This is a genomic window from Rhodococcus sp. P3_B8 (assembly GCF_056402775.1).
The window spans coordinates 1-22,646 of sequence record NZ_JBFUGT010000041.1 but is presented as its reverse complement, the minus strand read 5'-3'; the positions used below and the strand labels follow the sequence as shown (position 1 = coordinate 22,646).

Genomic DNA, 22,646 nt, shown 5'->3' with positions numbered 1-22,646 from the left:
GGTGCTACAGCTCGACGTGGTCCGGCCGGTCGAGGGCCGGCGCGACGACGTCGACGACGTCGAGCAGCATGGCCCGGGCGAGGGCACGCAGGTCGGGGTCGTGTTCGCCGAGCGCGGTCACCAGGGCTCCGTCGACGACGGCGACGAGCCGCCGGAGCTGCTCCTGCCGGACGTCGCGGTCGGAGCGTCGCAGGGCCTCGGTGAGTATGTCGTCGAGTTGCGCGCGCAACCGCAACTGCACCTCGCGCAGTTCGGGGCGACGCGCGCAGGCCGTGAACCGCTCGTACCGGGAGATCAGCCTCTCGCGGCAGTCCTCACTGATCAGTGCCGGTCCGACGAGTAGCTCGAGGAGGAGGTCGACGGTGGATTCGCGGCCGCGGCGCCGGTGCGTGACGTCGTCGACGCGGCTGCGCATGACCGCGAGATCGCGGTTGCCGTTGCATTCGACGGCCTTCGCGATCAGGTCGTCCAGCGACTCGAAATAGTAGGTGGTCGACGCGAGCGGAAGGTCGGCCCGGGTGGCCACCGAGCGGTGCCGGACAGCGTCGAATCCGCCCTCGAGCAGCAGATCGGCGGCAGCCTCGACCAGCGCCTGTCGGCGCCGTTCGCCCTTCGGAGTTGCCGCAGATGACACCAATTCATCCTGCCAGCCGCGGGTGCCGCACCAGGGCAAATTGGACGACAGACCGCGAAGTATGTGGGCGGTGGAGCCCGCCCGCGTAGCGTCGGGACCATGCGGGTGTCGGTGCGGATCGCAGGCGCGGACCGCGGCCGAAACCCTGCCTCGGTCCGAGGTCCTCGAGTTCCCCGGTCTGGGCCACGACGTGCTGCAGTCCTCGGATTGCGCCCCGGCCGTCACGGTCGGCTTTCTCGAGAAACCGGTCGGCAGCTACGACACGAGTTGCCTCGCGCGAGCACAGATGCCGGCCTTCACGACCGGATGAGATCCAGGGGCCGGCAGTTGAGGCGACGGAGCCGCAGGGCGATCGTCACCAGCGCCGGGAATGTCACGGCGAGAAGCGTGAACCGCTGGAGAAGTCCGGCGACGTCGTGCAGCGGGGCACCCTCCGGCATCGCGAACCGGCCCAGCATCACGAAGCATCCCAGTCCGAGGACCCCGGCGACCGCGGTGTACCACGCCAGGCCGCGCCACCGCGGATCGGCGGCGAACCGGCGCGACAGCACCAGCAGCGACAGCGCGCTGCAGGAGAAGAATGTGATCCCCGCGATCACATGGTGGCCGGGGTCGTAGGCGTTCCCGGTCGCGTCCTCACGCAACGGGAACACGGCGGCAAGAACCAGCCCCACCGCCGCAGCGCCGAGCAGGGCCGGTCCCGCCCAGCCGAAGCGTGTCGCCGCGATGCCGCGGTGCAGTCCGGCCGCGAAGATCAGCAGTAGCACGGCGAACGCCAGGAAGTTCAGCTGCTGGATCCACCCACTCGGGTCCGCCTCGAGAGCGCTGATCGGGTCGGCGATCGGGCTGTAGTCGTCCCGGAGGAATACCTCCTGGGCGACGAACCCCGCGGTGAACAGCAGCGGTCCCGCTGCGCCCGCGCGGGCGGCCCACCGCTGGAAGTCGGAGCGCGACACGAGAACTGACGTGTTGACCATGCCTTCGACGCTAGAGCGACGTCACCACCCGGGCATCGGGAAATTCACCCATCCCGCCCCGGCGGAACATGGGTCGTTCTACCCACTGCGGTCAGTTGTCGGGAAGGACGGCTCCGGTCGCCGCGTCGACGTTCACGTCGTAATCCCAGCCCTTGGCGTCGCGGATGTGAATGTGCCACACCGCCGTACCATCCCGCTGCTGCTGCTCGGCGTTCGCGACCGTGCCACCCGGGACCGTCGCGACCGCGATCTGCTCCGCCTGCTGCTGGGTGACCACCCCGCCGGCGGGGGGCGCGGGTGCGGGCGTCGCGGTGGTCTCCCTGTTCTGACTGTCGGGCACCACCGCGCCGGTCGCCGCATCGACATTCACGTCGTAGTCGTAGCCCCGCGTGTCGCGGATGTGGACGTGCCACACCGTCTTACCGTCCCGCTGTTGTTCCTCGGAGTTAACGACCGTGCCACCCGGGACCGTCGCGACGGCGATCTGCTCCGCCTGCTGCTTGGTGACCGCGGATGCCACCGCCGTGCCCGTCGTTGTGGGCGCCGTCGTCGTGGCCGTGGCCGACGCCGTGGCACTGGCAGAGGTCGACGAGGTGTCACTGCTGTCGGAACCGCACCCACCCAGCAGCAGCGCGGAGGCCGCAACAACCGGGATCAGGCTCGCACATCGCACAATTCTGGTGGTCATCGTGGCTCCTCGATCGCTCGACGGCGTGGACCTGCCTGTCAGAGTACGGGAGCGACAACCGACCTCGCGGTAGTTTTCCGCAGTTCTCGCCGGTCCGGGTCAGCCCGTCACCACGCCCGGCACGACCGCCTGCCGAAGCCGCGCCGGGCCAGCACGAGCCAGACGATGGGCAGGAAGACGAGCGGGGGGACGCGGACCAGGGCGACCCACAGGATCGCGGCGAGCACGGCCACCACGAACACGAGTGTCCGCAGCGCCGCGGCCTCCCGTCCCGGATCACGGCGCACGCGATCGGGTTCGGGCACGAAGCGCTGTTTGTCCGGGAGGTCCGCGAAGAGCGGCGTGAGGTCGGCGGCGGTCTTGGCGAGGTACGCCTGACGGACCCTCGCGTCGAACTCGTCGGTCTCGAGCCGTCCGGCTGCGAAATGTTCGGCGAGTGCCGCCGCGGCTTGCTCCCGTTCCACGGTCCCGATGCGGACTCCGCCGGGAACGGGTGGCTGTGGATGACTGATGTCGCTCATGTCGTCGCCTCAGGGCCGGTGTGTAACACTGTAATCCTAGCCACAGTGTAGGCCTTCTAGTCCTGGTCGCGCCCGTGGAAACCTTCCCGGCGCTGCTCCTCCGCCCGTTCCCGGCACCGCCGCACGAACTCGGCTTCCTCCGGGTCGGTGGGCAGCTGACCTCCCTGGTCCTTCTGCGGCCGTCCGACGAGGAGCCACAACACCGAGCCGACGAGCGGAAGCAGCAGCACGATCACCAGCCAGCCCTCCTTCGAGAGGTTCCGGAACTGGTCGTCGTCGGTGGTGATGGCGTCGGCGAAGCACAGGACCCACAACACGAATGCGAACAACGCGATGTACAGCATCGCCGTTCTCCTTGCCTGGCACGCCCGAACACGCAGTGCGCCCAAGTCCATCGAACAACTGCAGCGGCGGCGCCGCAAGAGGCGTGGCCGGGAAACTCCGGCTACAGCCAGCGACCCAGTCGCACCAGCGATTCCCGGACCTCGGCTGTGGATCCGGCGAACGACAGCCGGACCGTCCGGTCGCCGTGGACGGTGTCGAAATCGATGCCCGGGGCCAGCGCCAGACCGGTGTCCTGCAGCAGTCGCGAGCACCATTCCGTCGACGTCGCGCCGTGGGATCCGCCGAGCAGGTGCCCGATGTCGGCGTACACGTAGAACGCGCCGTCGGCGGGCGCCAGGTCGGTGATACCCAGTTCCGGGAGTCCGGTGAGCAGCAGCTCCCGGTTGACGGCGTAGCGCTGGACGTGGCCGTCGAGCTCGGCCCTCGATTCCTCGGTGAACGCGGCGATCGCCGCGTACTGGGAGATGGCGGGCGGGCATACCGTCATGTTCGACGCGAGCCGCTGCAACGGGCGACGCAGCCCCTCGGGCACCAGCATCCAGCCCAGCCGCCAGCCCGTCATCGAGAAGTACTTGGACACCGATCCGACGACGACGGATTCGCGCGACGTCTCCCACGAGCTGGTCATCGCCTGCTCGCCGTATCCGATGCCGTGATAGATCTCGTCGGAGATCAGCAGCGTCCCGTGCTCGTCGCACCAGCGGGCGAGGGCGGCCAATTCGCCGGGGTCGATGACGGTGCCCGTGGGGTTGGCGGGGCTGGCGACGATCAGTCCGGCAGGCGGCTCGGGCAGGGCGTCGAGCATCGCGACCGTCGGCTGGAACCGGGTGTCTGCTCCGCAGTCGATCTCGATGACGGTGCAGCCGAGCGCGGCGAGCGTGTTCCGGTAGGCCGGGTAGCCGGGGCGGGCCACCACGACGGTGTCGCCGACGTCGAACGCGGCGAGGAACAGCAGCGTGAACGCACCCGAGGATCCGGTGGTCACGACGACGTCCTCGGCGTCGACGTCGATACCGGACTTGGCGGAGTGGTATCCGGCGATCGCCTCCCGCAACGGCAGAATGCCGAATGTCTCCGTGTAGCCGAGCAGGTGTCCGTCGAGCACTTCCCGCGTCGCGCGGAGCACCGGCTGCGGCGCGGGAGTGGACGGCTGTCCCGCCGCGAGCGTCAGCACGTCACCGTGGGTGCGCTGACGTTCGGTGGCGGCCTTCCACACGTCCATCACGTGGAAGGTCTGGATGTTGGACCGCTGGGATTCTGGACGCACCCCTTGACGCTAGCGTGACGCGCTCACTGCCCCGCCAACGCGTCCCGCTGCGACTCCACCGTCTCCCGGATCGCCCCCACCACCGCCGCGACCTCCGGTCGGCGCAACGACTCGGGTCGCGCCACGAGCCAGTACGCCAGCGTGGCCTCGACCTGCCCGGGCAGCACCCGCACGAGGTCGGCGTGGCGGTCGGCCATGAAGCACGGCAGCAATCCGATGCCCGCCGACGCCCGGGTGGCCTCGACGTGCACGAACACGTTGGTCGACGTCACCGATTCGCGCATCGAGACGGTGAGGCGGCGCGCGAGGTCGAGTTCGTCGACCTGCAGCATCGAGTCGATGAAGTAGACGAGTGAGTGATCGGCCAGATCTCCCACCTGCCTCGGGGTGCCGTGTTCGGACAGGTACGCCTTCGCGCCGTACAGGCCGAGGGTGTAGTCGGCCAGCCACAGCGCCTCCGCCCGGTGCACCTGCGGCTTGCCCACGACTATCTCGATGTCGAGCCCCGAGCGATGCTGTGAGGCCCGGCGGGTGATCGCGACGATCTCCACGGACACCTCGGGGTGCCTGCTGCGGATCAGTGCGCCGGCGGGTGCCGCGATGTAGGCGCTGAACCCGTCGGTCGCCGATACCCGGACCACGCCCTTCAGGTGGTCGGCGCGGCCGGGTTCGGCGACGAGTCCGTGGACGGCGGCCTCCACGCGTTCGGCCGCGGTCAGCGCCTGCCGCCCGAGGTCGGTGAGTTCCCACCCGCCCGCGGCCTTCACGAGTACCCGGCCGCCGAGGCTTTTCTCCAGACTCGCGATCCGCCGCGAGATGGTCGTGTGGTTGACGCCCAGGTCGTCGRCGGCGGTGTTGAAGCGGCCGGTCCGCCCCACTGCCAGCAGTACGAGCAGGTCATCGGCGCTGGGCAGGGCTGTTCCAGAGGTCACTTGTGCATATTTGCACATGCCGACTGCAGGTTGCGTCATTGTGTGCGCACAAATATGCATCAATACTCGGCAGGACCAATGAACTGTGTCCCCAGTCACAACGGGGTGCGGAGTGTAACGAGGAGCGACAGATGAGCGTCGACGAAACAGCGCACGCGAAGGAAGCCCCGCCGTCCGGGCTGAAGAAGGTGGTCGGCGCGTCCATGGCCGGCACCGTCGTCGAGTGGTACGAGTTCTTCCTCTACGGGACCGCGGCGACGCTCGTGTTCAGCAAGGTCTTCTTCGCGGCCGGCGGCAACGAACTCGACGCGATCATCGCGGCGTTCGTCACGTACGCCGTCGGCTTCGTCGCCCGGCCTCTCGGCGGCATCGTCTTCGGTCACTTCGGCGACAAGTTCGGCCGCAAGCAACTGCTCCAGTTCAGCCTCCTCCTCGTCGGCGCGGCCACGTTCCTGATGGGCTGCCTGCCCACGTACGGCCAGATCGGGTACTGGGCCCCGGCCCTGCTCGTCACTCTCCGCTTCATCCAGGGATTCGCCGTCGGCGGCGAGTGGGGTGGCGCGGTGCTGCTGGTGGCCGAGCACAGCCCGAACAAGTCCCGCGGCTTCTGGTCGTCGTGGCCGCAGGCCGGCGTGCCTGCGGGCAACCTCGTCGCGACCGTCGTCCTGCTGATCCTGACGACGACGCTGTCCGATGCGGCGTTCCTCAGCTGGGGCTGGCGCGTGGCGTTCTGGCTGTCGGCCGTGATCGTCCTCGTCGGCTACTACATCCGCACGAAGGTCACGGACGCCCCGATCTTCATCCAGGCGCAGAAGGAAGCGGAGCACATCAAGGAGACGTCGTTCAGCGTCTTCGAGGTGCTCAGGCGCTACCCCCGCGGCGTGCTGACGGCGATGGGCCTGCGTTTCGGTGAGAACGTCATGTACTACCTGGTGGTCACGTTCTCGATCACCTACCTCAAGGTGGTCGTCCACACGGACACCGCGCAGATCCTCTGGTGGATGCTGATCGCGCATGCGGTGCACTTCGCGGTGATCCCGCTCGTCGGGCGGCTCTCCGACACCATCGGCCGGCGCCCCGTCTACATGATCGGCGCGGTGACCGCGGGCACGTGGGGCTTCTTCGCCTTCCCGATGATGAACAGTGGGCACAACGCCGTCATCCTCGGAGCGATCATCATCGGCCTGGTGTTCCACGCCTTCATGTACGCCGGTCAGCCGGCGATCATGGCCGAGATGTTCCCGACGCGCATGCGGTATTCGGGTGTCTCCCTCGGCTACCAGGTGACGTCGATCGTGGCCGGTTCGCTGGCGCCGATCATCGCGGCCAGCCTGCTCAGCAAATACGACTCGTCCGTTCCGATTGCGATCTACCTGGCGATCGCGTGCCTCGTCACCGTCGTCGCCGTGATCGTCGCCCGGGAGACCAAGGGCATCTCGCTCGAATCGATCGACGAGGCGGACGCCCAGATCCTGGCGGACGAGAAGGCTGCCGGCGCGAAGAACGGGGTCCCCGCATGACCGAGCAGAACCTGACCGGACGCACCGCCCTCGTCACCGGCGGCGCCAGCGGAATCGGCGCAGCCTGCGCCCGGACGCTCGCCGCACGCGGAGCCCACGTCACGGTCGCCGACCTCGACGACGTGGCCGCCAAGAGCCTCGCCGACGAGATCGACGGAACCGCGTGGCACGTCGACCTCCTCGACGCCGATCCGCTCACCGAGCTGCGACTCGAGACCGACATCCTCGTCAACAACGCCGGGATCCAAACCATCAGCCCCATCGAGGAATTCCGCCCCGAGGACTTCCGGCGCATCCAGACGCTGATGGTCGAGGCGCCGTTCCTGCTGATCCGTGCCGCCCTGCCGCACATGTATTCCACGGGATTCGGGCGCATTATCAACGTGTCGTCCGTGCACGGGCTCCGCGCATCGGCGTTCAAGGCCGCATACGTCACCGCCAAGCACGGACTCGAGGGACTGTCGAAGGTGACGGCGCTCGAGGGCGGCCCGCACGGCGTCACCAGCAACTGCGTCAACCCCGGTTACGTGCTGACACCGTTGGTGCAGAAGCAGATCGCGGATCAGGCACAGGTGCATGGCATCAGCGAGTCCGACGTGATCGAGAAGGTGATGCTCACCGAGAGCGCGATCAAGCGACTGGTCGAACCGGCGGAGGTGGCGTCCCTCGTCGCGTGGCTCGCGTCCGCCGACGCAGGCATGGTCACCGGCGCCTCCTACACGATCGACGGAGGATGGACCGCCCGGTGACGTGACGAAAAAGGCGTGCACCCCCGGTTGTTCCGGGGGTGCACGCCTCTCAGCCGTGGGAGGCCTCGACCTCAGGGAATGGCGATGCGTCCCTCGACAGCGGCCAGTCCGATGTCCTTGCGGAAGTGGCTTCCCGGCAGCTTGATCGCGGAGATCTTGGAGTACGCATCCGCGCGCGCCGCGTCGAGGTCCGCTCCGACTCCGACCACGCTGAGCACGCGTCCGCCGGCGGAGATCACCTGATCGTCGACGAGCTTCGTGCCTGCGTGCAGGACGCCGTCACCGTCGGCGCCGGTGATCACGTCGCCGGTGCGCGGGGTGGCCGGGTAGTGCTCGGCCGCGACCACCACGGTCACCGCCGACCCGTCCTGCCATTCGAGTGGCGCGACCTGATCGAGCGTTCCGGTGGCCGCCGCGTTCAGCAGTTCGCCGAGCGGACTCTTCAGCAGCGCGAGGACCGCCTGCGTCTCGGGGTCGCCGAAGCGGCAGTTGAACTCGACCACGGCGGGGCCGTCCTTGCCGATCGCCAGCCCGGCATACAGTAGGCCGCTGAAGGCGCTGCCCCGGGCGACGAGCTCGGCCGCGACCGGCTTCACGACGTCGTCGACGATCTGCGTCACGGTCTGCTCGGGCAGCCACGGCAGCGGCGTGTAGGCGCCCATGCCGCCGGTGTTGGGTCCGGTGTCGCCGTCGCCGACGCGCTTGTGGTCCTGGGCAGGCAGCAGCGGCACGACGGTCTCGCCGTCGACGACGCAGAACAGTGACACCTCGGGACCGTCGAGGAAGGATTCGAGGAGAACGGGGTGACCGTTCTCGAGCAGTTCGGCCGCGTGATCGCGGGCGGCGTCCCGATCGGTGGTGACCACGACACCCTTGCCTGCCGCGAGGCCGTCGTCCTTGACCACCCAGTTGGGCCCGAAGCGGTCGAGTGCCTCGTCCAGCTTGGCGGGCGAGTCGACGATCTCGCTGTGCGCGGTCTTCACACCGGCGGCGGACATGACGTCCTTGGCGAACGCCTTGGAACCCTCGATGCGCGCGGCGTCGGCCGACGGGCCGAAGCAGGCGATGCCTGCCGCGCGGACGGTATCCGCGACACCCAGCACCAGCGGGACCTCGGGACCCACCACGACGAGGTCGGCGTCGAGCTTCTTCGCGAGGGCGGCCACCGCCTCCCCGGACGCGATGTCGACGGGGTGCTGCTCGGCGATCTTGCCGATCCCGGCGTTGCCGGGCGCGCACATCAGGGCAGTGACACCCGGATCGCGAGCGAGGGCGAGAAGGAGGGCATGTTCACGGGCTCCGGAGCCGATAACGAGTACGCGCACGGGTGTCAGCCTACGGGCCGCACCGAACGGGATGTTCGGAGCGTGCGGTCTCGACAGTCCTACCGGTTCGCGTTACCGTACTTCTAGAATTCCGTAATTCCGAATTATCGAATTTCCACAGGTGAAGGGATCTTCTCGATGACGAGGAAGCTGGGCACGCTCACAGCAGCTGTCGTCGGCTCCCACCCCGACGACGTCGCCTTCGTCGTCGACGACGGTCGCGGCCGAACGGTCGAGCACCGCGCCGGCGACACCGTTCCGCTGGCGTCCGCGATCAAGGTGGTGGTGCCACCTGGCCGCCTACGCCCGGGCCGTCGCGTCGGGTGAACTCGACCCGGCCGAGCCGGTACCGCTGTCCGAGTGGAAAACGCTGGTACCTCCCGAACACCGACGGCGGCGCCCACCCGAAGGCTCTGCAGCGGCTCGGTGTCACCGAACCCGACGACACCGTCACGCTCGAGCAGATGGTGACCGCGATGATCCAGGAGAGCGACAACGCCGTCCCCGACTATCTACGCGACCGACTCGGCGACGCCGCCGCGCAGGCCGGCTGGGACGACCTCGAGGTCCCCACCCTGAATGGCAGCCCGCCCCGCCCGGGCTGGACGGGCTGGGTTTCAAGGGCGGCAACCTTCCCGGTGTGGTCACCGAGGCGATGACCGATCCCGACATGATGTCGCAGCTAAGTTGTGCCGTGTGAACGACGAGTACGACGCCCGGCTCGCCGACGTCGAGGCGCGCGTCCACGCCCTCGAATCGGCCCGGCCCGCCGAATCCCCGACACCCGACGTCGGCGAGAGCATCGGGCAGATCGGATATCAGGGCACCGTCGACCTGGGCGGCGAGATCCAGTGGACGATCCGCTACGACGCCGGCGCCACCCTCGACCTGTCCCCCACCGCCGTGTCGAACGTGCTCGCCGCCCTGGGACATCCGACCCGCCTCGAGATCGTCCGCACCCTGCTGCGCGGTCCCGCCGGCGCGGCCGAGTTGCAGACCGCGGTCGGGCTGTCCTCGCCCGGTCAGCTCTACCACCACCTGCGCGTCCTCGGCGGGGCACGCATCGTCGAGCAGGAGTCGAGGAACCACTACCGCATCGCGGCGGCGAAGGTGGTGCCGTTGCTGGTCATCACCCTCGCCGCCGCGGATGTCGGGGAACACCCCCTGTGAGTACTTGTTAACCGCCCGCGGTTAATAAGTACTCACGGGCGACAGCACGGGCTTCGGAAATGGCGTGCGCGACTTTGCGCGGTACGAGCGCGTCGCCGATGATGTGCACGCGTGCGCTTTCCGGTGCGAGTTGCGACCAGTCGCGCGGGCGCCGCTCACCGGCCACGACCACCCGGTCGACGTCGAGGCGCGTCCTCTCCCCCGACAGCGTGTTCTCGAACTCGACCGAGCCGTCGGAGACCGCGACGAGCGACGACAGCACGCGCACGTCGACCGGTTCCCCCGACAGCCGACGCAGGTACTGCACCCGGCCCTCCGCGGGAAGACCCGACGCGAAGGCCGCGGCGGGCGTCAGGACCGTGACGTGGTCGGCACCCGCGGCGAGCGCCGCTTCGACCGTGCTCGCTGCGGGCCAGAGCCCGAATCCGTCGTCGACCACCACGACGTGGCCGGCGCCGCGAAGAGCTCCTCCCCCATCGAGCAACGCCTGAGAGGTGAGCATGGACGACGTTCCCGCCAATTCCTGGGGAAGTTCTTCCACGGCACCGACGGCCAGGACTACGTCATCGAAGTCCGCCAGGTCGTCGGCATTGACGTGGTGCGCCAGACGGATTGCCACCTTCGGCATGTTGTCGGAGTAGTAGTCGAGGAGGCGACGCCAGCCGCTGCGATGCGGCGCGTCTGCCGCTGTCGCAAGCTGGCCTCCGATTCGCTCTCGTTGTTCGAAGAGTGTGACGTCGTGGTCGGGTCCGAGCCGCATCGCGCACTCGAGCCCGGCGGGGCCTGCACCGACGACGGCGATCCGTCTCCGCACTCTCGACCCGCGCGTGGGCCCCAGCGTCAGCGGGTACGCGGGACGTGCGGAATGACCCGGCGGCGCGAGGTCGGGATTGACCGAGCACAGTAGGACGGGGTCGAACGCTCGGCAGTCCTCGTTGCAGGACACGCACGGGCGGATCGACGCCTCGCGGCCGGTCAGTATCTTCCGCGGGAAGTTCGGGTCGGCGATCAGCGGTCGTGCCACACCGACGAGGTCGGCTCCCGATTGCAATGCAGTGTCGATGGACGCACCGATCCGGAACGACTGCGACACGAGCAGCGGGGTCACTGCGGCGGCGCGTAATTGTCCGACCGAATCGAGCAGCGGCGGGTCGGTTACGGCCATGTCCCGGACGTAGGTGGTGCGTACGCCGACCGTGACGTTGACGTAGTCGAAATCGGAGAGGTGCGGTAGTAGGTCGCAGAGACCGTCCATGCTCAGACCTGCCTCGTCGCCGCCGTCGGAAGAGACGCGGACTCCGAGTACGACACCGGGGCAGGCGTCGCGGACCGCGGAGGCGATGCGGTCGAGGATCCGCACACGCTGAGCACCCGTCGCAGCGTCTCGGCCGAGGTTAGTGTTCGGCGAGAGGAATTGCGCAAGTAGATATCCGTGGGCTGCATGCAGTTCGACGACCGGGAAGCCGGCCGACCACGCGTGGACCGCGGATGTGCGGAATGCGTCGACGACCGCGTCGACGTCGGCGCCCGAGAGGGCGCGCGGTCGCGTCGGTTCGCGGGGCGAGCGGACAGCGGACGGCCCGACGGGGTGACTCCACATCTCGGCGCCAAGAGTTTCGCGTCCGAGGTGCACCAGCTGGCAGGCCGCTATGGACCCTTCCTCGGTGATCGCCCGCGCCCGAGCCTCCAGGCCCGCGAGGACTTCGGGACGCCACGCCTCGGTGATGTTGCCGTTGCGATTGGTCGAACCGGGCGACACCACCGTGCCGCCGACGATGAGCATCGCGGCACCGCCGGCCGCGCAGCGTCGCCAGTAGTCGTCGTCGCCGCGTGACGGGAGGCCGCCGGCGACGGCACCCGACGCGTGTGGCGTACCGACGAGCCGGTTTGCCAACCGAAGTGAACCGAGCTGCAGCGGCCTCGCTGCACGTGGAGTCGTCACACGGACCTCCTAAGTGAACTGGATTCACTTCACATTATCAGGTGATTGACATCACACGGCGATTTCCTTAGATTCAAACTGATATCAGTTCAATTTAGCGAGGAGCAACATGTCGTTCGTTCTCGTCCATGGCGCAGGAATGGGTGCCTCCTGCTGGGCGCCTCTCCTCCCCTTGCTCGAAGGTGACACTCTCGCAGTCGATCTCCCAGGACGGGGACGACGGCGCTCCGTCGACCCGCGGTCCGTCACCCTCGACGACTGCGCCGCCGCCGTCATCGGCGACGTGGAGGCGGCGAACCTCGAGGACGTCGTCCTCGTCGCACACTCTTTCGCGGGAGTGACGGCCCCTCGGGTCATGCAGGCACTCGCACACCGACTACGGCACGTCATCTTCCTGTCCGCCGTCGTCCCGCCCGACGGGACGCGAGTGATCGACCAGATCGACCCGGACGTCCGCGCCGCGGTGGAAGCCTCGATAGAAGATGGTGTGTACCGCCAGGATCCGATGGGCGCCGCCGCGATGCTCTGCAACGACATGGACGCGGAACAGACCGACTGGATGATCGCCCAGTTGGTCGACGATTGCGGCGCGCTACTCACGGAGTCCGTCGACCTGTCCGGTCTCCGCGCCGATATACCCCGTACATACGTACGTTTGACCAAGGACACCTGCTATCCACCCGAACTCCAGGAAAGATCTGCTGCCCTCGTCGGCGGCGACACCGCATTCCTCGAATCCGGCCACATGGCCATGGTCACGATTCCCGATCGCGTTGCCGCGCTGCTCAACGGTCTCGCGCCGTAGGCCTCATCCGACTCCTCCATCCGTCACCGAATACACGGGTTCGCATTCGGCGAACCGATACCGGAAGGGCTTTCATGCCATGAGAAGTATGCCGATAAAGCTGATGGCCGTCGCAGTGGTCGCCGCTTTCGCCTCCGCCGCTTGTGGATCCGGCGGTTCCGGTTCCACCGGTCCCGTGTCCGGCACGTGGGACGACGTCGTCGCCGCAGCCAAGGGCGAAGGCAGTGTCCTGCTGTACTCGAGCCAGAACCCCGCCAATCTCGAAGCTCTCAAAGTGGCGTTCGAGCAGGAGTATCCCGAGATCTCCCTCGAATACGTCCGGGGCACCGACGCCGACATCAACCCGAAGGTCGAGGTCGAGAATCAGACGAAACGGGGAACGGCTGATGTGCACATGATGACCGACGCCGCCTGGATCGAGACTGCCGCCGAGTCGGGCACCTACTCGACCGATCTCGTCGGCCCGGCATTCGATGCGCCGGAGTACGAACCGCAGAAGAGCATCATTTCCGACAAGTTCTTCCTGACCAGCGCGGCGGTGTTCGCTCTCGGCTGGAACACGACAGCACTTCCGGGAGGTCTGCAGAAGCCGGCAGACCTCCTCGACCCGGCGTTGAAGGGCAAGATCGGAATCGTCAACCCGTCCGGTATCGCCTCGTACGTCGACTTCTACCGATTCTTCGAGAAGAACTTCGGCGCCGACTATCTCCAGAAGCTCGCGGAGCTGAAGCCGCGGATCTACCCGAGTTCACTGGGGGTCGCGCAGGCCTTGACCTCGGGCGAGATCGTCGCAACCCCGGTAGTGCAACCGCTTGTGCGAGAGAAGGAATCGGGAGCACCGGTGGACTGGGCACTGCCCTCGCCCCCGTGGGGAACCCCGTGGTTCACGCACGCACTGTCCGCGGCGCCGCACCCGAATGCCGCACAGGTGCTGGCGAACTTCATGGTCACCCCCGCCGGCCAGAAGGCGTTGTCACTCGGTTACGCGAGCGCACTCCCCGGCATCGAAGGAAGCGTCGCACAGGCGCAGGACATCGCGCTGCCCAACCCGTCCGACCTGACACCCGAATCGCTCACCGAGTACCAGTCCGATTGGGAAAAGAGATTCATCCAGTGACGACCGACGACGCGCGACTGCGCGACACCTGCGCTCTCGTCACCGGTGCTGCACGAGGGATAGGTGCCGCGACCGCAGAACTCTTCCACGCCCACGGCGCCACGGTCTACCTGGGCGACGTCGACGACGAGGTGGGTGAACGTGTCGCGGCGAAAATCGGTGCGCGAGCGCACTACCGGCACCTCGACGTCACCGACGAATCTCAGTGGACGCGCGTCACCACCGAGATGGCGGATCGCGGGCATCCGATGCGTGTTCTCGTCAACTCCGCGGGCGCCGCATCCAAAGCGTCCATCATGCAGACGTCGCTCGCCGACCTACGACGCATGATCGACCTCAACCTTGTGGGGACTTTCCTCGGCCTGCAGGCCGCAGGCGCCGCCATGACCACGGGCGGATCCGTCGTCAACCTGTCCTCGCTGCGTGGCGTCCTCGCGACGGCCGAGCTCGGTGCATACGGCGCGTCGAAGTTCGGCGTTCGCGCCCTGACCCGAGTCGCGGCGTTGGAGTTCGCGGAATCGAATATCCGGGTCAACGCCGTGTGCCCGGGCAGCATTGAAACGGCAATTACCGCCGGCGCCGACTTCGCCGACGACGACATGGACGCGTATGTGAAAAGCATTCCGCTGCAACGCCGAGGTCTACCGCTCGAGGTGGCGAAGGCCACCCTGTTCCTCGCGTGCGAGGACAGCAGTTACATCACGGGCTCCGATCTCATGATCGACGGCGGAACCTCCGCGGGCGCCAGGACTCCGAAGCGCCCGACGCAGTCATGAGATGAACTGACTTCACTTTATTTTTCCTCGACAAACCACTCGCAACCAAGCAGGTGCCAAGGTGACATCACAATTCAGGGTTTCCAACCTGACCAAGACCTTCGGGTCCAACACCATCGTCGATCAACTCGACCTCGACATTCAGGACGGTGAATTTCTCGTCCTACTCGGCCCCAGCGGTTGCGGGAAGACGACGACCCTACGATGCATCGCCGGTCTCGAGACACCCGAGGGCGGGTCGATCACGTTCAAGGACCACACCGTCTTCGATGCGCCGACCCGCATCAACGTTCCGGCCTACAAGCGCAACATCGGCATGGTCTTCCAGTCCTACGCGCTGTGGCCCAACATGACAGTGCGAGAAAACATCCGGTACCCCTTGAAGGTTCGACGGATGAAGAGCGCCATCGCCGCCGGACAGGTCGAGACCGCCGCAGACATGGTCGATTGCGGAGCCCTGCTCGACCGGTATCCGTCCCAGCTCAGCGGTGGACAGCAACAGCGAGTCGCCGTGGCCCGCGGCCTGGTCGCCCAACCCGACCTGGTGCTGTTCGACGAGCCCCTGAGCAATCTCGACGCACGGCTGCGCGATCAGGTGCGGTCCCAGATTCATCAACTACACCAACGACTGGGCTTCACTGCCGTATTCKTCACCCACGATCAGGCCGAGGCATTTGCGCTCGGTGACCGACTCGCCATCATGAAGGCGGGCAAGATCGAACAGTACGACACCCCGGAGCGGGTCTACCAGACCCCGTCCTCCGACTATGTCGCCGCGTTCATCGGGATGGCGAACCGGCTCGAACTCGTCCGCCGGCACGAGGGGTGGACCACGCGAGCGGGGGCTCCCGTCGATCTCGACGCGGCGGGCGTCCAGGGCGACTACATCAGCGGCGATACGGCTGTGGGACGACTCCGGCCCGAAGACCTCGCACTTCATCATTCACTCGACGAGGTCCGTGCGGGTGACGTCGGCTTCGTCGGCGAACTCGTCACCTCCGAGTACGGAGGCCGCTATTTCGACGTGACGGTCGATGCCGGAGGCGAGCAGTTGTTCGTCCGCGCGGACGCGGAACGACACGGACGCTGGTTGCGTGCTGCCACCATCGGATCTCCTCTGGTGGTGAGCTTCTCGCCCACCAAGCTGCGAGTGTTTCCGCACCCGGACGGTCACGTGGATCTCCAGGTTCCCGTGCTCGCCCAGGCCGCCCGATCGGAGGCGTGATGGCTACGGTTGCGGTGAGTCGCGGCGCACGTCCGTTCGTCGTCAGTACGGTGTGGCGTACCCGACTCGGGTACGGCGCACTGCTGGCGGTTCTGGCGTATCTCGTCGTGCTCCCGCTCTTCCGCTTGCAGTCGCTGGCGTTCGAGGACGGCGGTCGCGGATATCAAGCCCAGTACGGCCGATACGACATCGGTCAGACCATCCGGACCACGATCGCCCTCGCTGTCTCGTCGCTCGCCATCGCCATGGTCCTCGGAACGATCCTTGCGTTCGCGGCGACCAGGCTGCCACGCCGGCTGAGCTTCCTCAGGATCGTCCCCATCCTCCCCATCGTGATGCCCGCGGTGGCCAACGTGGTCGGGTGGGCGTTCCTCCTCTCCCCCGGCCCCGGGTACCTGAACGCGCTCCTGCGGAAACTCCCCTGGTGGAACCACGTCGACTCCGGACCCATCGATGTCTACAGCACACCGTGGATCATCATTCTCACGGGCTTCGGACTCACGTCCTTCGTCTACCTCTTCGTCAGCGCGGGAATGCAGAACATCAGTTCCGAGCACCTCGAGGCAGCACAGATCAGCGGTTCGTCGACGCTCGGCGTGTTCTTTCGTGTAGTGCTCCCGCTGCTTCGCCCCTCCCTGGTTTACGGCGGTGGCATCGCGCTGCTTCTCGGATTGGGCCAGTTCACCGGACCACTCCTGTTGGGACAGAACACCGGCGTGAAGGTTCTCACCACCGAAATGTATCGGCGGGTGTCCGAGTCACCGGCGGACTTCGCCGCTGCAGCCGCGGCGGGCTCGCCGCTCGTCATCTTCGGCGTCGTCGTCGTGCTGGCGCAGAAGATGCTTCTCGGCAATCAGTCACGCTTCGTCACGCACGGCGGAAAGGCATTCGCACCGAACACCGGACGCTCGGCGTGGGCCGCCGTGTGCATCTCCGCGTATGCGATGCTCGCACTCGTCGTTCCGCTGATCGGACTCGCCATCGTGGCCGTGTCTCCCTATTGGTCGGAGACACTGTCCTGGAATCTCTTCACACTCGACAACTTCCGGGCGCTGTTCCGGACGGCGAGCATCGTCGACTCGGTGTACACGAGTCTCCTCACCTCCGTGGTGGCGGTCGCCGTCTGCGTGCCGATCGGTTACCTCACCGCCACGCTGCTCGTACGAGGCCGCACACACAGAGTCCTGGGAACCATCGGTGACATCATCACCGCTCTCCCCCTGGGTATTCCAGCGGTGATCTTCGGCGTCGGGTTCCTGCTCACGTACACCCAGCCTCCGCTGATCCTCTACGGGACCAAAGCGGTCATCATCCTCGTCTACATCGTGCTGATGGTGCCCTTCTCCACCCGGATGCAAATGACGGCGATGCTGTCGCTCGGAGAGACCTACGCCGAGGCGTCGGCAACGAGCGGCGCGAGCCCGTTCGTCACCAATGTGCGGGTGATTCTGCCGCTGATGAGACCGACCGTGCTCAGTTCCGTCGCCTTGATGTTCATCCTGCTAACCCACGAGTTCGCCGCCTCACTGCTCGTCCGTGCCGCCACGACACAGGTGATGGGGACGCTGCTGTTCGACCTGTGGGAGAACGGCTCCTACCCGCTGGTGGCCGCGATGGCTCTTCTCATGACCGCGGTAACCAGCATCGGTGTCGTGGTCGCGATGCTCGTCGGTGGCCGAAACGTGTTGAGCAACCTCTGATATCGACCTTCCCTGCCCGAGCCGAACAAGTGACAAGGAGTCCAGATGACTGTCGGCCCTGACCGACTTCGCGACAAGGTCGTCCTACTGACGGGTGCGACCGGTGGTATCGGCGCGGAGATCGTCCGAAGGCTCGCCGAAGAGGGCGCTCACGTCGTCCTGACCGATCTCGGGAAATCGGTCTGCCAGGACTTGCTCGATACCCTCACCCAGCCCGAGCGACATGCGGCGCTCGCCCTCGACGTCTCCTCCGAGGAACAGTGGGAAGACGTCGTGGCAGCAACCGAGAGCACGTTCGGCGCGCTGCACGCCTTGGTCAACAACGCTGCCATCGGCAGCGTCGCCACAGTCGACGAGGAAACCCGATCACAATGGGACCGGGTGATCGGGGTCGGCCAGACCGGCACGTGGCTGGGTATGAAACACGCCGGGCCGCTGATCGAGCGGAGCGGCGGCGGTTCCATCGTGAACATGTGCTCGATACTGGGAACGGTGGGCGGCCTGGGCAACAGCGTTGCCTACGCAGCCGCCAAAGGCGCAGTCCGCACGATGACCAAGAACGCTGCCCTGCACTGGGCGAAAGCGGGGGTGCGCGTCAACTCTCTGCACCCGGGATTCATCGGTACGCCCCCACTACTCGAGCGCTGGGAGGGCAGCGAGCGTCACCGCGAGATGCTGGCCGGCACCCCGATGGGTCGTCTCGGGCGGGGTGAGGAGATTGCGGCCGTCGTCGCCTTCCTGGCCGGTGACGACTCCACCTTCGTCACCGGCTCGGAGATCTACGCCGACGGTGGGTGGACGGCGGCCTGAGCTGCGCAGACGAACATGGCCTCCGCGTGATGCGGAGGCCATGTTCGTCGGTGTAGCCGTCGGAGCATCAGCGTAGGCGGCACAGCGTCTTTCCCACGGTGCGGCCGTGCAGCATCGCGACGATGGCGTCCGGCGCCGACCCGAGGCCGTCGAACACGGTCTCCTCGACTACGAGGCGACCGTCGCGGAGGTAGCTCCCGACCTCGGCCCGCATGTCGCCGAGCAGATGGTCGTACGCTCCAGCCCGGAAACCCTGCACCGTCAGGTTCTTCGCGACGATCTGAAAGAGATTGCCCGGACTCGGTGCCGCCGTGTCCGCGTCATAGGAGGCGACGGCGCCCGCCATGGCCACCCGGCCGCCTGGCCGGAGGTGATACAGGGCGGCCTCGAGGTGCGCTCCTCCCACGTTGTCGAAATACAGGTCGATGCCGTCGGGTGCCGCGCTTGCGAGCGCTCCGGCCAGGTCCGGGCTGTGGTAGTCGAATGCGGCATCGAGTTTCAGTTCGTCCAGCAGGAACCTGACCTTCTCGCCGGAACCGGTACTGCCGACCACGTAGTGACCTCTGAGTTTTGCAATCTGCGCGGCGAGGCTGCCGACCGCACCCGCGGCCGACGAAATCCACACGGCGTCTCCGCTCGTGAGTCCACCGATGCACTGCAATCCCACGTACGCCGTGAGCCCGGAACTGCCCAGCGCTCCGAGATAGGATTGCGGCGGGTGCACGCTCGTGTCGAGGCGTGTCACGCCGCCTGCCCCGGCCAAGGTTTCGCTGCCCTGCCGGACCACCGCGAACTCGCGAAAACCCTTGATGTGCAGAACCGTGTCGCCCTTCTCGAAGCCGGGGTCACGGGACTCGAGTACCTCGCCGACAGCCAACCCGGTCAGTGTCTCCCCGATGCGGAACGGTGGGAGGTAGCCCGCGGGGCCGGTGGGGCCGAGACGCATCCTGACAGACGGGTCGATCGACGACCACGAGTTGCGCACGAGAATGTCACCGGGCGCCAGTTCTTCCGGAACCGTCACCACGTCGAGGTGGAAATCCGACGGCCGGACCTTCCCCCGGGGATGGTGCGCCAGTTTCAGCTCATGACTCTGCATGGGAATCCTTCCGCACTCAGACGACGGAGAAGACGTCGCGGTCGTCTCGTCTTCGGACTGTGAGCCGGCCGCGATCGACCAACGTGTCGAGGTGGGCGAGGGTCTCACAGGTCGCGATCATTTGATTGAACGGGTCGAGGGTGGAGAACGGCCTCTCGCGACGGGTCCACGTGACCGCGCCTGCGACGGCAATCGCGGTCGCGGGCCCGAGCGAGACCAGCGCATCGCGCATGGCTATGAAGCGCCGGTCGTGATGCGCGAGAAGTTCCTCGACGCGCAGGTGCACGCTCGGTGTCGGATCTCCGTGCGCCGGGAGCAGTTGCGAGTCGGGGCGTTCGAGCATACGGGTCAGCGACTCGAGGTAGCGCCCCAACGGCAGATCCCAGTCGCCGAGTTCGAAGCCGATCGACGGTGTGATCGTGGGCAGGACGTGGTCGCCACTGAAGAGCGCCCCTTGCTCTTCGTCGTGAAAGACCATGTGCCCCTTTGTGTGGCCGGGCGTGTGCACCACGTCGAGTGTGCGCCGTCCGATCCGGACCGGACCTGCGGTGAGCCAGTGGTCGGGCTGTTCCCAGTCCGAGGGGTGGAACGGCTCCGCGGCGGTCAGAACCTCGACCGTGTCCGCAAGGAGGGTGGCACCGGCGCGGCGGAGTTCGTGCAGCGAATCCGTCGGCACGTTACTGCCGAGTGCACTGACGGCTGCCAATCCGTCAGCCTCGGCGATCCCGAGGTGGACGCGGGAGCCGTGACGGCGGCGGAGTTCGATCGCGAACGTGTAGTGATCGCGGTGCACGTGGGTGACATAGATGTCGTGAATCTGCTCGGTGCTGTGCCCGATCCGAAGCAGTGCGCGCTCCATCTCGTCGAAGGTCGTGTCGACTCGCCAGCCACCGTCGATGAGGGCCAGTCCCTCCTCGGTCTCGAGGGCGTAGACGTTCACTGCTCCGAGGCCGTCGCCAGGCATCTGGAGGGGCACTCGGTGCACACCGGGCGCCACCTCGAAGCAGCCCGGTTCCATCCAGTGCGCCCTCATGATTCACCGCTGCCCACTTCGACCATCGTTTTCTCCTCCCCCATGACGAGGATGCGCTTTCCACGCATCTGGCCGACGTTGTCCACTGCGGCTTGCCATTCCGGGCTGGCGAGTGCGGCATCGAGGTCCTCGCGGGAGTCGAAGCTCAGAATCGAGACGCCGTCCCATTCCCGGGACCGGTCGTCCATGGCGTCGAGCACCTCGGTGTGCTGCCAGCGCCGCAGGCCCGGCAGCGGGTAGGTCACGTCGGCATGTTCACCGCGCCACCACTCGATGAACTGCTCATGGCTCCAGTCGTGCGGACGAGCGGCCAAGACGATCAAGTTGTACATCATCACTCCATAACTGACCTGAATTTAGTTCAAATATCGAGAGTAAGAAAAACCACCCCTCCGCACACGCCCGCGTCACGCGCGGACGATGCGCAGGGTGGCGTCGCGAACGTGCTGGTTGAGCTGGTCGAGGGTCATGTCCCCGCCCGGTCGATACCACCGCCACACACTGACGACGAGACCGAGAATCAGCCGGGCCATCAATCGTGGATCACTGTCGGCGAATACGCCCGCACCCATCCCCCGCGCAATGAGAAGAGACCACTCTTCTTCGATCGAGTTCACCAGCGCGCGCGAGGTCTGACGCTCGGCCTCTTCCTTCTCCGATTGGCGGGGAGTGGCGAGCAGATCCATGTGGCTTTGGAGGATGCGCCGCTGAAGGGCGTCCCGCGGGGTCGCTTCCAGAGCGCTGGTGACGGCGGCACTCAACGCCTCGACCGGGTCGTCGATGCCCTCGATCGCGGCGGTGAATCGCTCGAGCGACTGCGCCAGTTCGAGACGCATGATGGTCAGCAGGCAGTGACCCTTCGACTCGAAATAGTGATAGAGCGCCGTCTGGCCGATGCCCACCTCGTCGGCAATCGACGCCCACTTCGTGTGCTCGAAGCCGACCTCCCCGAAGCGTTCGATCGCGGCCGTCAGAATGAGCCCGCGCTTCGAACGCGGACCATCGCGGAGCGTCATGGCTTCTACGGACACGGGTCCCCCATCCATCTGTTTGTTCGGGTCGGTACCTCAGAGACTACCTGAACTGAGGTGAAGTCGGGTCAATATGAGTGGCTGTCGGTACCCGCGAGCAGGCGTGTTGCAAGATCTACCGCATCCGGTCGAGACAGCTTCCCCACCCGATTCTGCGGCAGATCGTCGATCGTGAAGACGAACTCCGGCCACTTGAACTTCGGGAACTCGATGTCTCCGAGATATGCGACGACCTCGTCGAGGGTGATCGGATCGCCGGTACTCACGACCAGGGCCGCGGCACGTTCACCGAGTAGCTCGTCCGGAACGGGGACCACACACACCTGGGACACGGTCGGGATGCGTGCGATCGCGGCCTCGACCTCGTTGATGTCGATGTTGCGGCCCCCGCGAATGATGATCTGCTTCTGGCGCCCCATGACCCGGATGCTGCCGTCTTCGGCGACTTCGACGAGGTCGCCGGTGGGCAGGAATCCGTCCGCGGTGAGTTCCGGGGGTGCGGGAACCCCTGCCCGTGCATAGCCGACGAAGAGGGAAGGCCCCTTGACCTGGGCATCGCCCACGCGGCCCGGTGGCAGAGTAGCGCCGTGTGCGTCGACCGCCCGGACGACGGTCCCGGGGAAGGGACGACCGTCCCGCCCCAGGCGAACGTCCGGTTCGTCCGCGGGCAGCGGGGTCGTGTGCCCGAGACACTCGGACATACCGAACACACGCAGGAATGTGGTGCCGAGGGTCTGCTCGGCGCGGCCGAGCGCGCCGGCATCCATGGGACCGCCGCCGACGGTCATTGCGCGCAGCGACGTCAGCGCTCCCGCAGCGTCCGGCGCGACGGCCAGCTGAAGCGCCATGGTCGGGACGAGCATCGTCCACGCGACCCGGTGTTCCCGGACGATCTGGAGGGCGGTCGCAGGCTTCCAGCCGTCCATGCAGACCATCGGCGCGGCCAGCACGGCGGGGAGATAGAGCCCGAAGCAGAATGC

The 22,646-nt window shown here is 66.9% G+C and carries 25 protein-coding genes; 11 read left to right on the top strand and 14 right to left on the bottom strand.

Going from position 1 to position 22,646, the window contains the following annotated elements; translation table 11 throughout:
• Nucleotides 1-4 precede the first annotated feature (4 nt).
• The 7 genes from AC1D1G_RS16420 to AC1D1G_RS16390 form a co-directional block, all read right to left on the bottom strand.
• Nucleotides 5-634, bottom strand: coding sequence for a TetR/AcrR family transcriptional regulator (locus AC1D1G_RS16420; protein ID WP_283330597.1), 630 nt, complete (start codon nt 632-634; stop codon nt 5-7).
• A gap of 296 nt (nt 635-930) precedes the next feature.
• Entirely contained in the window at nt 931-1,611 is a 681-nt protein-coding gene (locus AC1D1G_RS16415; protein ID WP_477952912.1) for a DUF998 domain-containing protein, read from the bottom strand.
• Between the two features lie 91 nt (nt 1,612-1,702).
• Nucleotides 1,703-2,299 carry a PepSY domain-containing protein gene (locus AC1D1G_RS16410; protein ID WP_280778780.1) on the bottom strand — a complete coding sequence of 199 codons (597 nt, stop codon included), beginning with the start codon at nt 2,297-2,299 and terminating at the stop codon, nt 1,703-1,705.
• Between the two features lie 107 nt (nt 2,300-2,406).
• Entirely contained in the window at nt 2,407-2,820 is a 414-nt protein-coding gene (locus tag AC1D1G_RS16405; protein ID WP_280778781.1) for a DUF1707 SHOCT-like domain-containing protein, read from the bottom strand.
• 56 nt (nt 2,821-2,876) lie between these two features.
• Nucleotides 2,877-3,164 carry a PLDc N-terminal domain-containing protein gene (locus AC1D1G_RS16400; RefSeq protein WP_477952910.1) on the bottom strand — a complete coding sequence of 96 codons (288 nt, stop codon included), beginning with the start codon at nt 3,162-3,164 and terminating at the stop codon, nt 2,877-2,879.
• A 101-nt stretch (nt 3,165-3,265) separates the two neighbouring features.
• Nucleotides 3,266-4,432: a pyridoxal phosphate-dependent aminotransferase gene (locus tag AC1D1G_RS16395; protein WP_283330593.1), complete on the bottom strand. Its 1,167-nt coding sequence runs from the start codon at nt 4,430-4,432 to the stop codon at nt 3,266-3,268.
• Nucleotides 4,433-4,455: 23 nt separating this feature from the next.
• The gene (locus tag AC1D1G_RS16390; protein ID WP_477952908.1) at nt 4,456-5,382 is read right to left on the bottom strand and encodes a LysR family transcriptional regulator; all 927 of its coding nucleotides are present in this window, start codon (nt 5,380-5,382) and stop codon (nt 4,456-4,458) included.
• A gap of 113 nt (nt 5,383-5,495) precedes the next feature.
• Here AC1D1G_RS16390 and AC1D1G_RS16385 point away from each other — a divergent pair, with 113 nt between their 5' ends.
• Both AC1D1G_RS16385 and AC1D1G_RS16380 read left to right on the top strand, forming a co-directional pair.
• Complete coding sequence (locus AC1D1G_RS16385) at nt 5,496-6,884, top strand: MFS transporter (RefSeq protein WP_477952907.1); 1,389 nt, start codon at nt 5,496-5,498, stop codon at nt 6,882-6,884.
• Nucleotides 6,881-7,633 carry a 3-hydroxybutyrate dehydrogenase gene (locus tag AC1D1G_RS16380; RefSeq protein ID WP_283353352.1) on the top strand — a complete coding sequence of 251 codons (753 nt, stop codon included), beginning with the start codon at nt 6,881-6,883 and terminating at the stop codon, nt 7,631-7,633. The genes AC1D1G_RS16385 and AC1D1G_RS16380 overlap by 4 nt, the downstream gene beginning before the upstream one ends.
• A 71-nt stretch (nt 7,634-7,704) precedes the next feature.
• Here AC1D1G_RS16380 and purD read toward each other — a convergent pair whose 3' ends face one another.
• A complete protein-coding gene (gene purD, locus AC1D1G_RS16375) occupies nt 7,705-8,958 on the bottom strand; it encodes a phosphoribosylamine--glycine ligase (protein WP_477952905.1) in 1,254 nt (417 codons plus the stop codon).
• 138 nt (nt 8,959-9,096) lie between these two features.
• Here purD and AC1D1G_RS16370 point away from each other — a divergent pair, with 138 nt between their 5' ends.
• Genes AC1D1G_RS16370 through AC1D1G_RS16360 form a run of 3 tightly spaced genes read left to right on the top strand, consistent with a single transcriptional unit; the run spans nt 9,097 to nt 10,128 of the window.
• Nucleotides 9,097-9,285 carry a hypothetical protein gene (locus AC1D1G_RS16370; RefSeq protein ID WP_283353350.1) on the top strand — a complete coding sequence of 63 codons (189 nt, stop codon included), beginning with the start codon at nt 9,097-9,099 and terminating at the stop codon, nt 9,283-9,285.
• Nucleotides 9,282-9,617 carry a serine hydrolase gene (locus tag AC1D1G_RS16365; RefSeq protein ID WP_283353349.1) on the top strand — a complete coding sequence of 112 codons (336 nt, stop codon included), beginning with the start codon at nt 9,282-9,284 and terminating at the stop codon, nt 9,615-9,617. The genes AC1D1G_RS16370 and AC1D1G_RS16365 overlap by 4 nt, the downstream gene beginning before the upstream one ends.
• 37 nt (nt 9,618-9,654) lie before the next feature.
• Nucleotides 9,655-10,128 carry an ArsR/SmtB family transcription factor gene (locus AC1D1G_RS16360; RefSeq protein WP_283353348.1) on the top strand — a complete coding sequence of 158 codons (474 nt, stop codon included), beginning with the start codon at nt 9,655-9,657 and terminating at the stop codon, nt 10,126-10,128.
• A 7-nt stretch (nt 10,129-10,135) separates the two neighbouring features.
• Here AC1D1G_RS16360 and AC1D1G_RS16355 read toward each other — a convergent pair whose 3' ends face one another.
• On the bottom strand, nt 10,136-12,070 hold the full coding sequence (locus AC1D1G_RS16355; RefSeq protein WP_477952903.1) for an oxidoreductase: 1,935 nt from the start codon (nt 12,068-12,070) through the stop codon (nt 10,136-10,138).
• Nucleotides 12,071-12,179: 109 nt separating this feature from the next.
• Between AC1D1G_RS16355 and AC1D1G_RS16350 the strand changes: the two genes are divergently transcribed.
• The 6 genes from AC1D1G_RS16350 (at nt 12,180) to AC1D1G_RS16325 (ending at nt 18,503) form a co-directional block, all read left to right on the top strand.
• Nucleotides 12,180-12,875: an alpha/beta fold hydrolase gene (locus AC1D1G_RS16350; RefSeq protein ID WP_477952901.1), complete on the top strand. Its 696-nt coding sequence runs from the start codon at nt 12,180-12,182 to the stop codon at nt 12,873-12,875.
• Between the two features lie 79 nt (nt 12,876-12,954).
• Complete coding sequence (locus tag AC1D1G_RS16345) at nt 12,955-13,992, top strand: ABC transporter substrate-binding protein (RefSeq protein WP_280778796.1); 1,038 nt, start codon at nt 12,955-12,957, stop codon at nt 13,990-13,992.
• On the top strand, nt 13,989-14,768 hold the full coding sequence (locus tag AC1D1G_RS16340) for an SDR family NAD(P)-dependent oxidoreductase (RefSeq protein WP_477952900.1): 780 nt from the start codon (nt 13,989-13,991) through the stop codon (nt 14,766-14,768). Before AC1D1G_RS16345 ends, AC1D1G_RS16340 begins: the two co-directional genes overlap by 4 nt.
• 61 nt (nt 14,769-14,829) lie before the next feature.
• Entirely contained in the window at nt 14,830-15,993 is a 1,164-nt protein-coding gene (locus AC1D1G_RS16335) for an ABC transporter ATP-binding protein (protein WP_477952899.1), read from the top strand.
• Nucleotides 15,993-17,693 carry an ABC transporter permease gene (locus AC1D1G_RS16330; RefSeq protein ID WP_477952898.1) on the top strand — a complete coding sequence of 567 codons (1,701 nt, stop codon included), beginning with the start codon at nt 15,993-15,995 and terminating at the stop codon, nt 17,691-17,693. The genes AC1D1G_RS16335 and AC1D1G_RS16330 overlap by 1 nt, the downstream gene beginning before the upstream one ends.
• A 45-nt stretch (nt 17,694-17,738) precedes the next feature.
• The gene (locus AC1D1G_RS16325; RefSeq protein WP_280778801.1) at nt 17,739-18,503 is read left to right on the top strand and encodes an SDR family NAD(P)-dependent oxidoreductase; all 765 of its coding nucleotides are present in this window, start codon (nt 17,739-17,741) and stop codon (nt 18,501-18,503) included.
• A gap of 67 nt (nt 18,504-18,570) precedes the next feature.
• Here the strand turns inward: AC1D1G_RS16325 and AC1D1G_RS16320 are convergent, their stop codons facing one another.
• From AC1D1G_RS16320 to AC1D1G_RS16300, 5 genes are all read right to left on the bottom strand, one after another.
• Nucleotides 18,571-19,602, bottom strand: a complete 1,032-nt coding sequence (locus AC1D1G_RS16320; protein ID WP_283330584.1) for an NADP-dependent oxidoreductase — start codon at nt 19,600-19,602, stop codon at nt 18,571-18,573.
• Nucleotides 19,603-19,618: 16 nt separating this feature from the next.
• Nucleotides 19,619-20,620 carry an MBL fold metallo-hydrolase gene (locus tag AC1D1G_RS16315; RefSeq protein ID WP_477952928.1) on the bottom strand — a complete coding sequence of 334 codons (1,002 nt, stop codon included), beginning with the start codon at nt 20,618-20,620 and terminating at the stop codon, nt 19,619-19,621.
• 11 nt (nt 20,621-20,631) lie between these two features.
• A complete protein-coding gene (locus AC1D1G_RS16310; RefSeq protein WP_280778804.1) occupies nt 20,632-20,967 on the bottom strand; it encodes an EthD family reductase in 336 nt (111 codons plus the stop codon).
• A 75-nt stretch (nt 20,968-21,042) separates the two neighbouring features.
• Complete coding sequence (locus tag AC1D1G_RS16305) at nt 21,043-21,651, bottom strand: TetR/AcrR family transcriptional regulator (RefSeq protein ID WP_280779172.1); 609 nt, start codon at nt 21,649-21,651, stop codon at nt 21,043-21,045.
• Between the two features lie 83 nt (nt 21,652-21,734).
• The coding region (locus tag AC1D1G_RS16300) for a class I adenylate-forming enzyme family protein (protein ID WP_477952897.1) at nt 21,735-22,646 on the bottom strand (912 nt) is incomplete at its 5' end.

What these genes read in the sequence shown, in the direction of transcription:
- AC1D1G_RS16320 (WP_283330584.1), bottom strand. Translation starts at nt 19,602, where the DNA reads ATGCAGAGTCATGAGCTGAAACTGGCGCACCATCCCCGGGGGAAGGTC.
- AC1D1G_RS16330 (WP_477952898.1), top strand. Translation starts at nt 15,993, where the DNA reads ATGGCTACGGTTGCGGTGAGTCGCGGCGCACGTCCGTTCGTCGTCAGT.
- AC1D1G_RS16350 (WP_477952901.1), top strand. Translation starts at nt 12,180, where the DNA reads ATGTCGTTCGTTCTCGTCCATGGCGCAGGAATGGGTGCCTCCTGCTGG.
- AC1D1G_RS16370 (WP_283353350.1), top strand. Translation starts at nt 9,097, where the DNA reads ATGACGAGGAAGCTGGGCACGCTCACAGCAGCTGTCGTCGGCTCCCAC.
- AC1D1G_RS16325 (WP_280778801.1), top strand. Translation starts at nt 17,739, where the DNA reads ATGACTGTCGGCCCTGACCGACTTCGCGACAAGGTCGTCCTACTGACG.
- AC1D1G_RS16400 (WP_477952910.1), bottom strand. Translation starts at nt 3,164, where the DNA reads ATGCTGTACATCGCGTTGTTCGCATTCGTGTTGTGGGTCCTGTGCTTC.
- AC1D1G_RS16410 (WP_280778780.1), bottom strand. Translation starts at nt 2,299, where the DNA reads ATGACCACCAGAATTGTGCGATGTGCGAGCCTGATCCCGGTTGTTGCG.
- AC1D1G_RS16345 (WP_280778796.1), top strand. Translation starts at nt 12,955, where the DNA reads ATGAGAAGTATGCCGATAAAGCTGATGGCCGTCGCAGTGGTCGCCGCT.
- AC1D1G_RS16405 (WP_280778781.1), bottom strand. Translation starts at nt 2,820, where the DNA reads ATGAGCGACATCAGTCATCCACAGCCACCCGTTCCCGGCGGAGTCCGC.
- AC1D1G_RS16305 (WP_280779172.1), bottom strand. Translation starts at nt 21,651, where the DNA reads ATGACGCTCCGCGATGGTCCGCGTTCGAAGCGCGGGCTCATTCTGACG.
- AC1D1G_RS16380 (WP_283353352.1), top strand. Translation starts at nt 6,881, where the DNA reads ATGACCGAGCAGAACCTGACCGGACGCACCGCCCTCGTCACCGGCGGC.
- AC1D1G_RS16310 (WP_280778804.1), bottom strand. Translation starts at nt 20,967, where the DNA reads ATGTACAACTTGATCGTCTTGGCCGCTCGTCCGCACGACTGGAGCCAT.
- AC1D1G_RS16385 (WP_477952907.1), top strand. Translation starts at nt 5,496, where the DNA reads ATGAGCGTCGACGAAACAGCGCACGCGAAGGAAGCCCCGCCGTCCGGG.
- AC1D1G_RS16415 (WP_477952912.1), bottom strand. Translation starts at nt 1,611, where the DNA reads ATGGTCAACACGTCAGTTCTCGTGTCGCGCTCCGACTTCCAGCGGTGG.
- AC1D1G_RS16315 (WP_477952928.1), bottom strand. Translation starts at nt 20,620, where the DNA reads ATGGAACCGGGCTGCTTCGAGGTGGCGCCCGGTGTGCACCGAGTGCCC.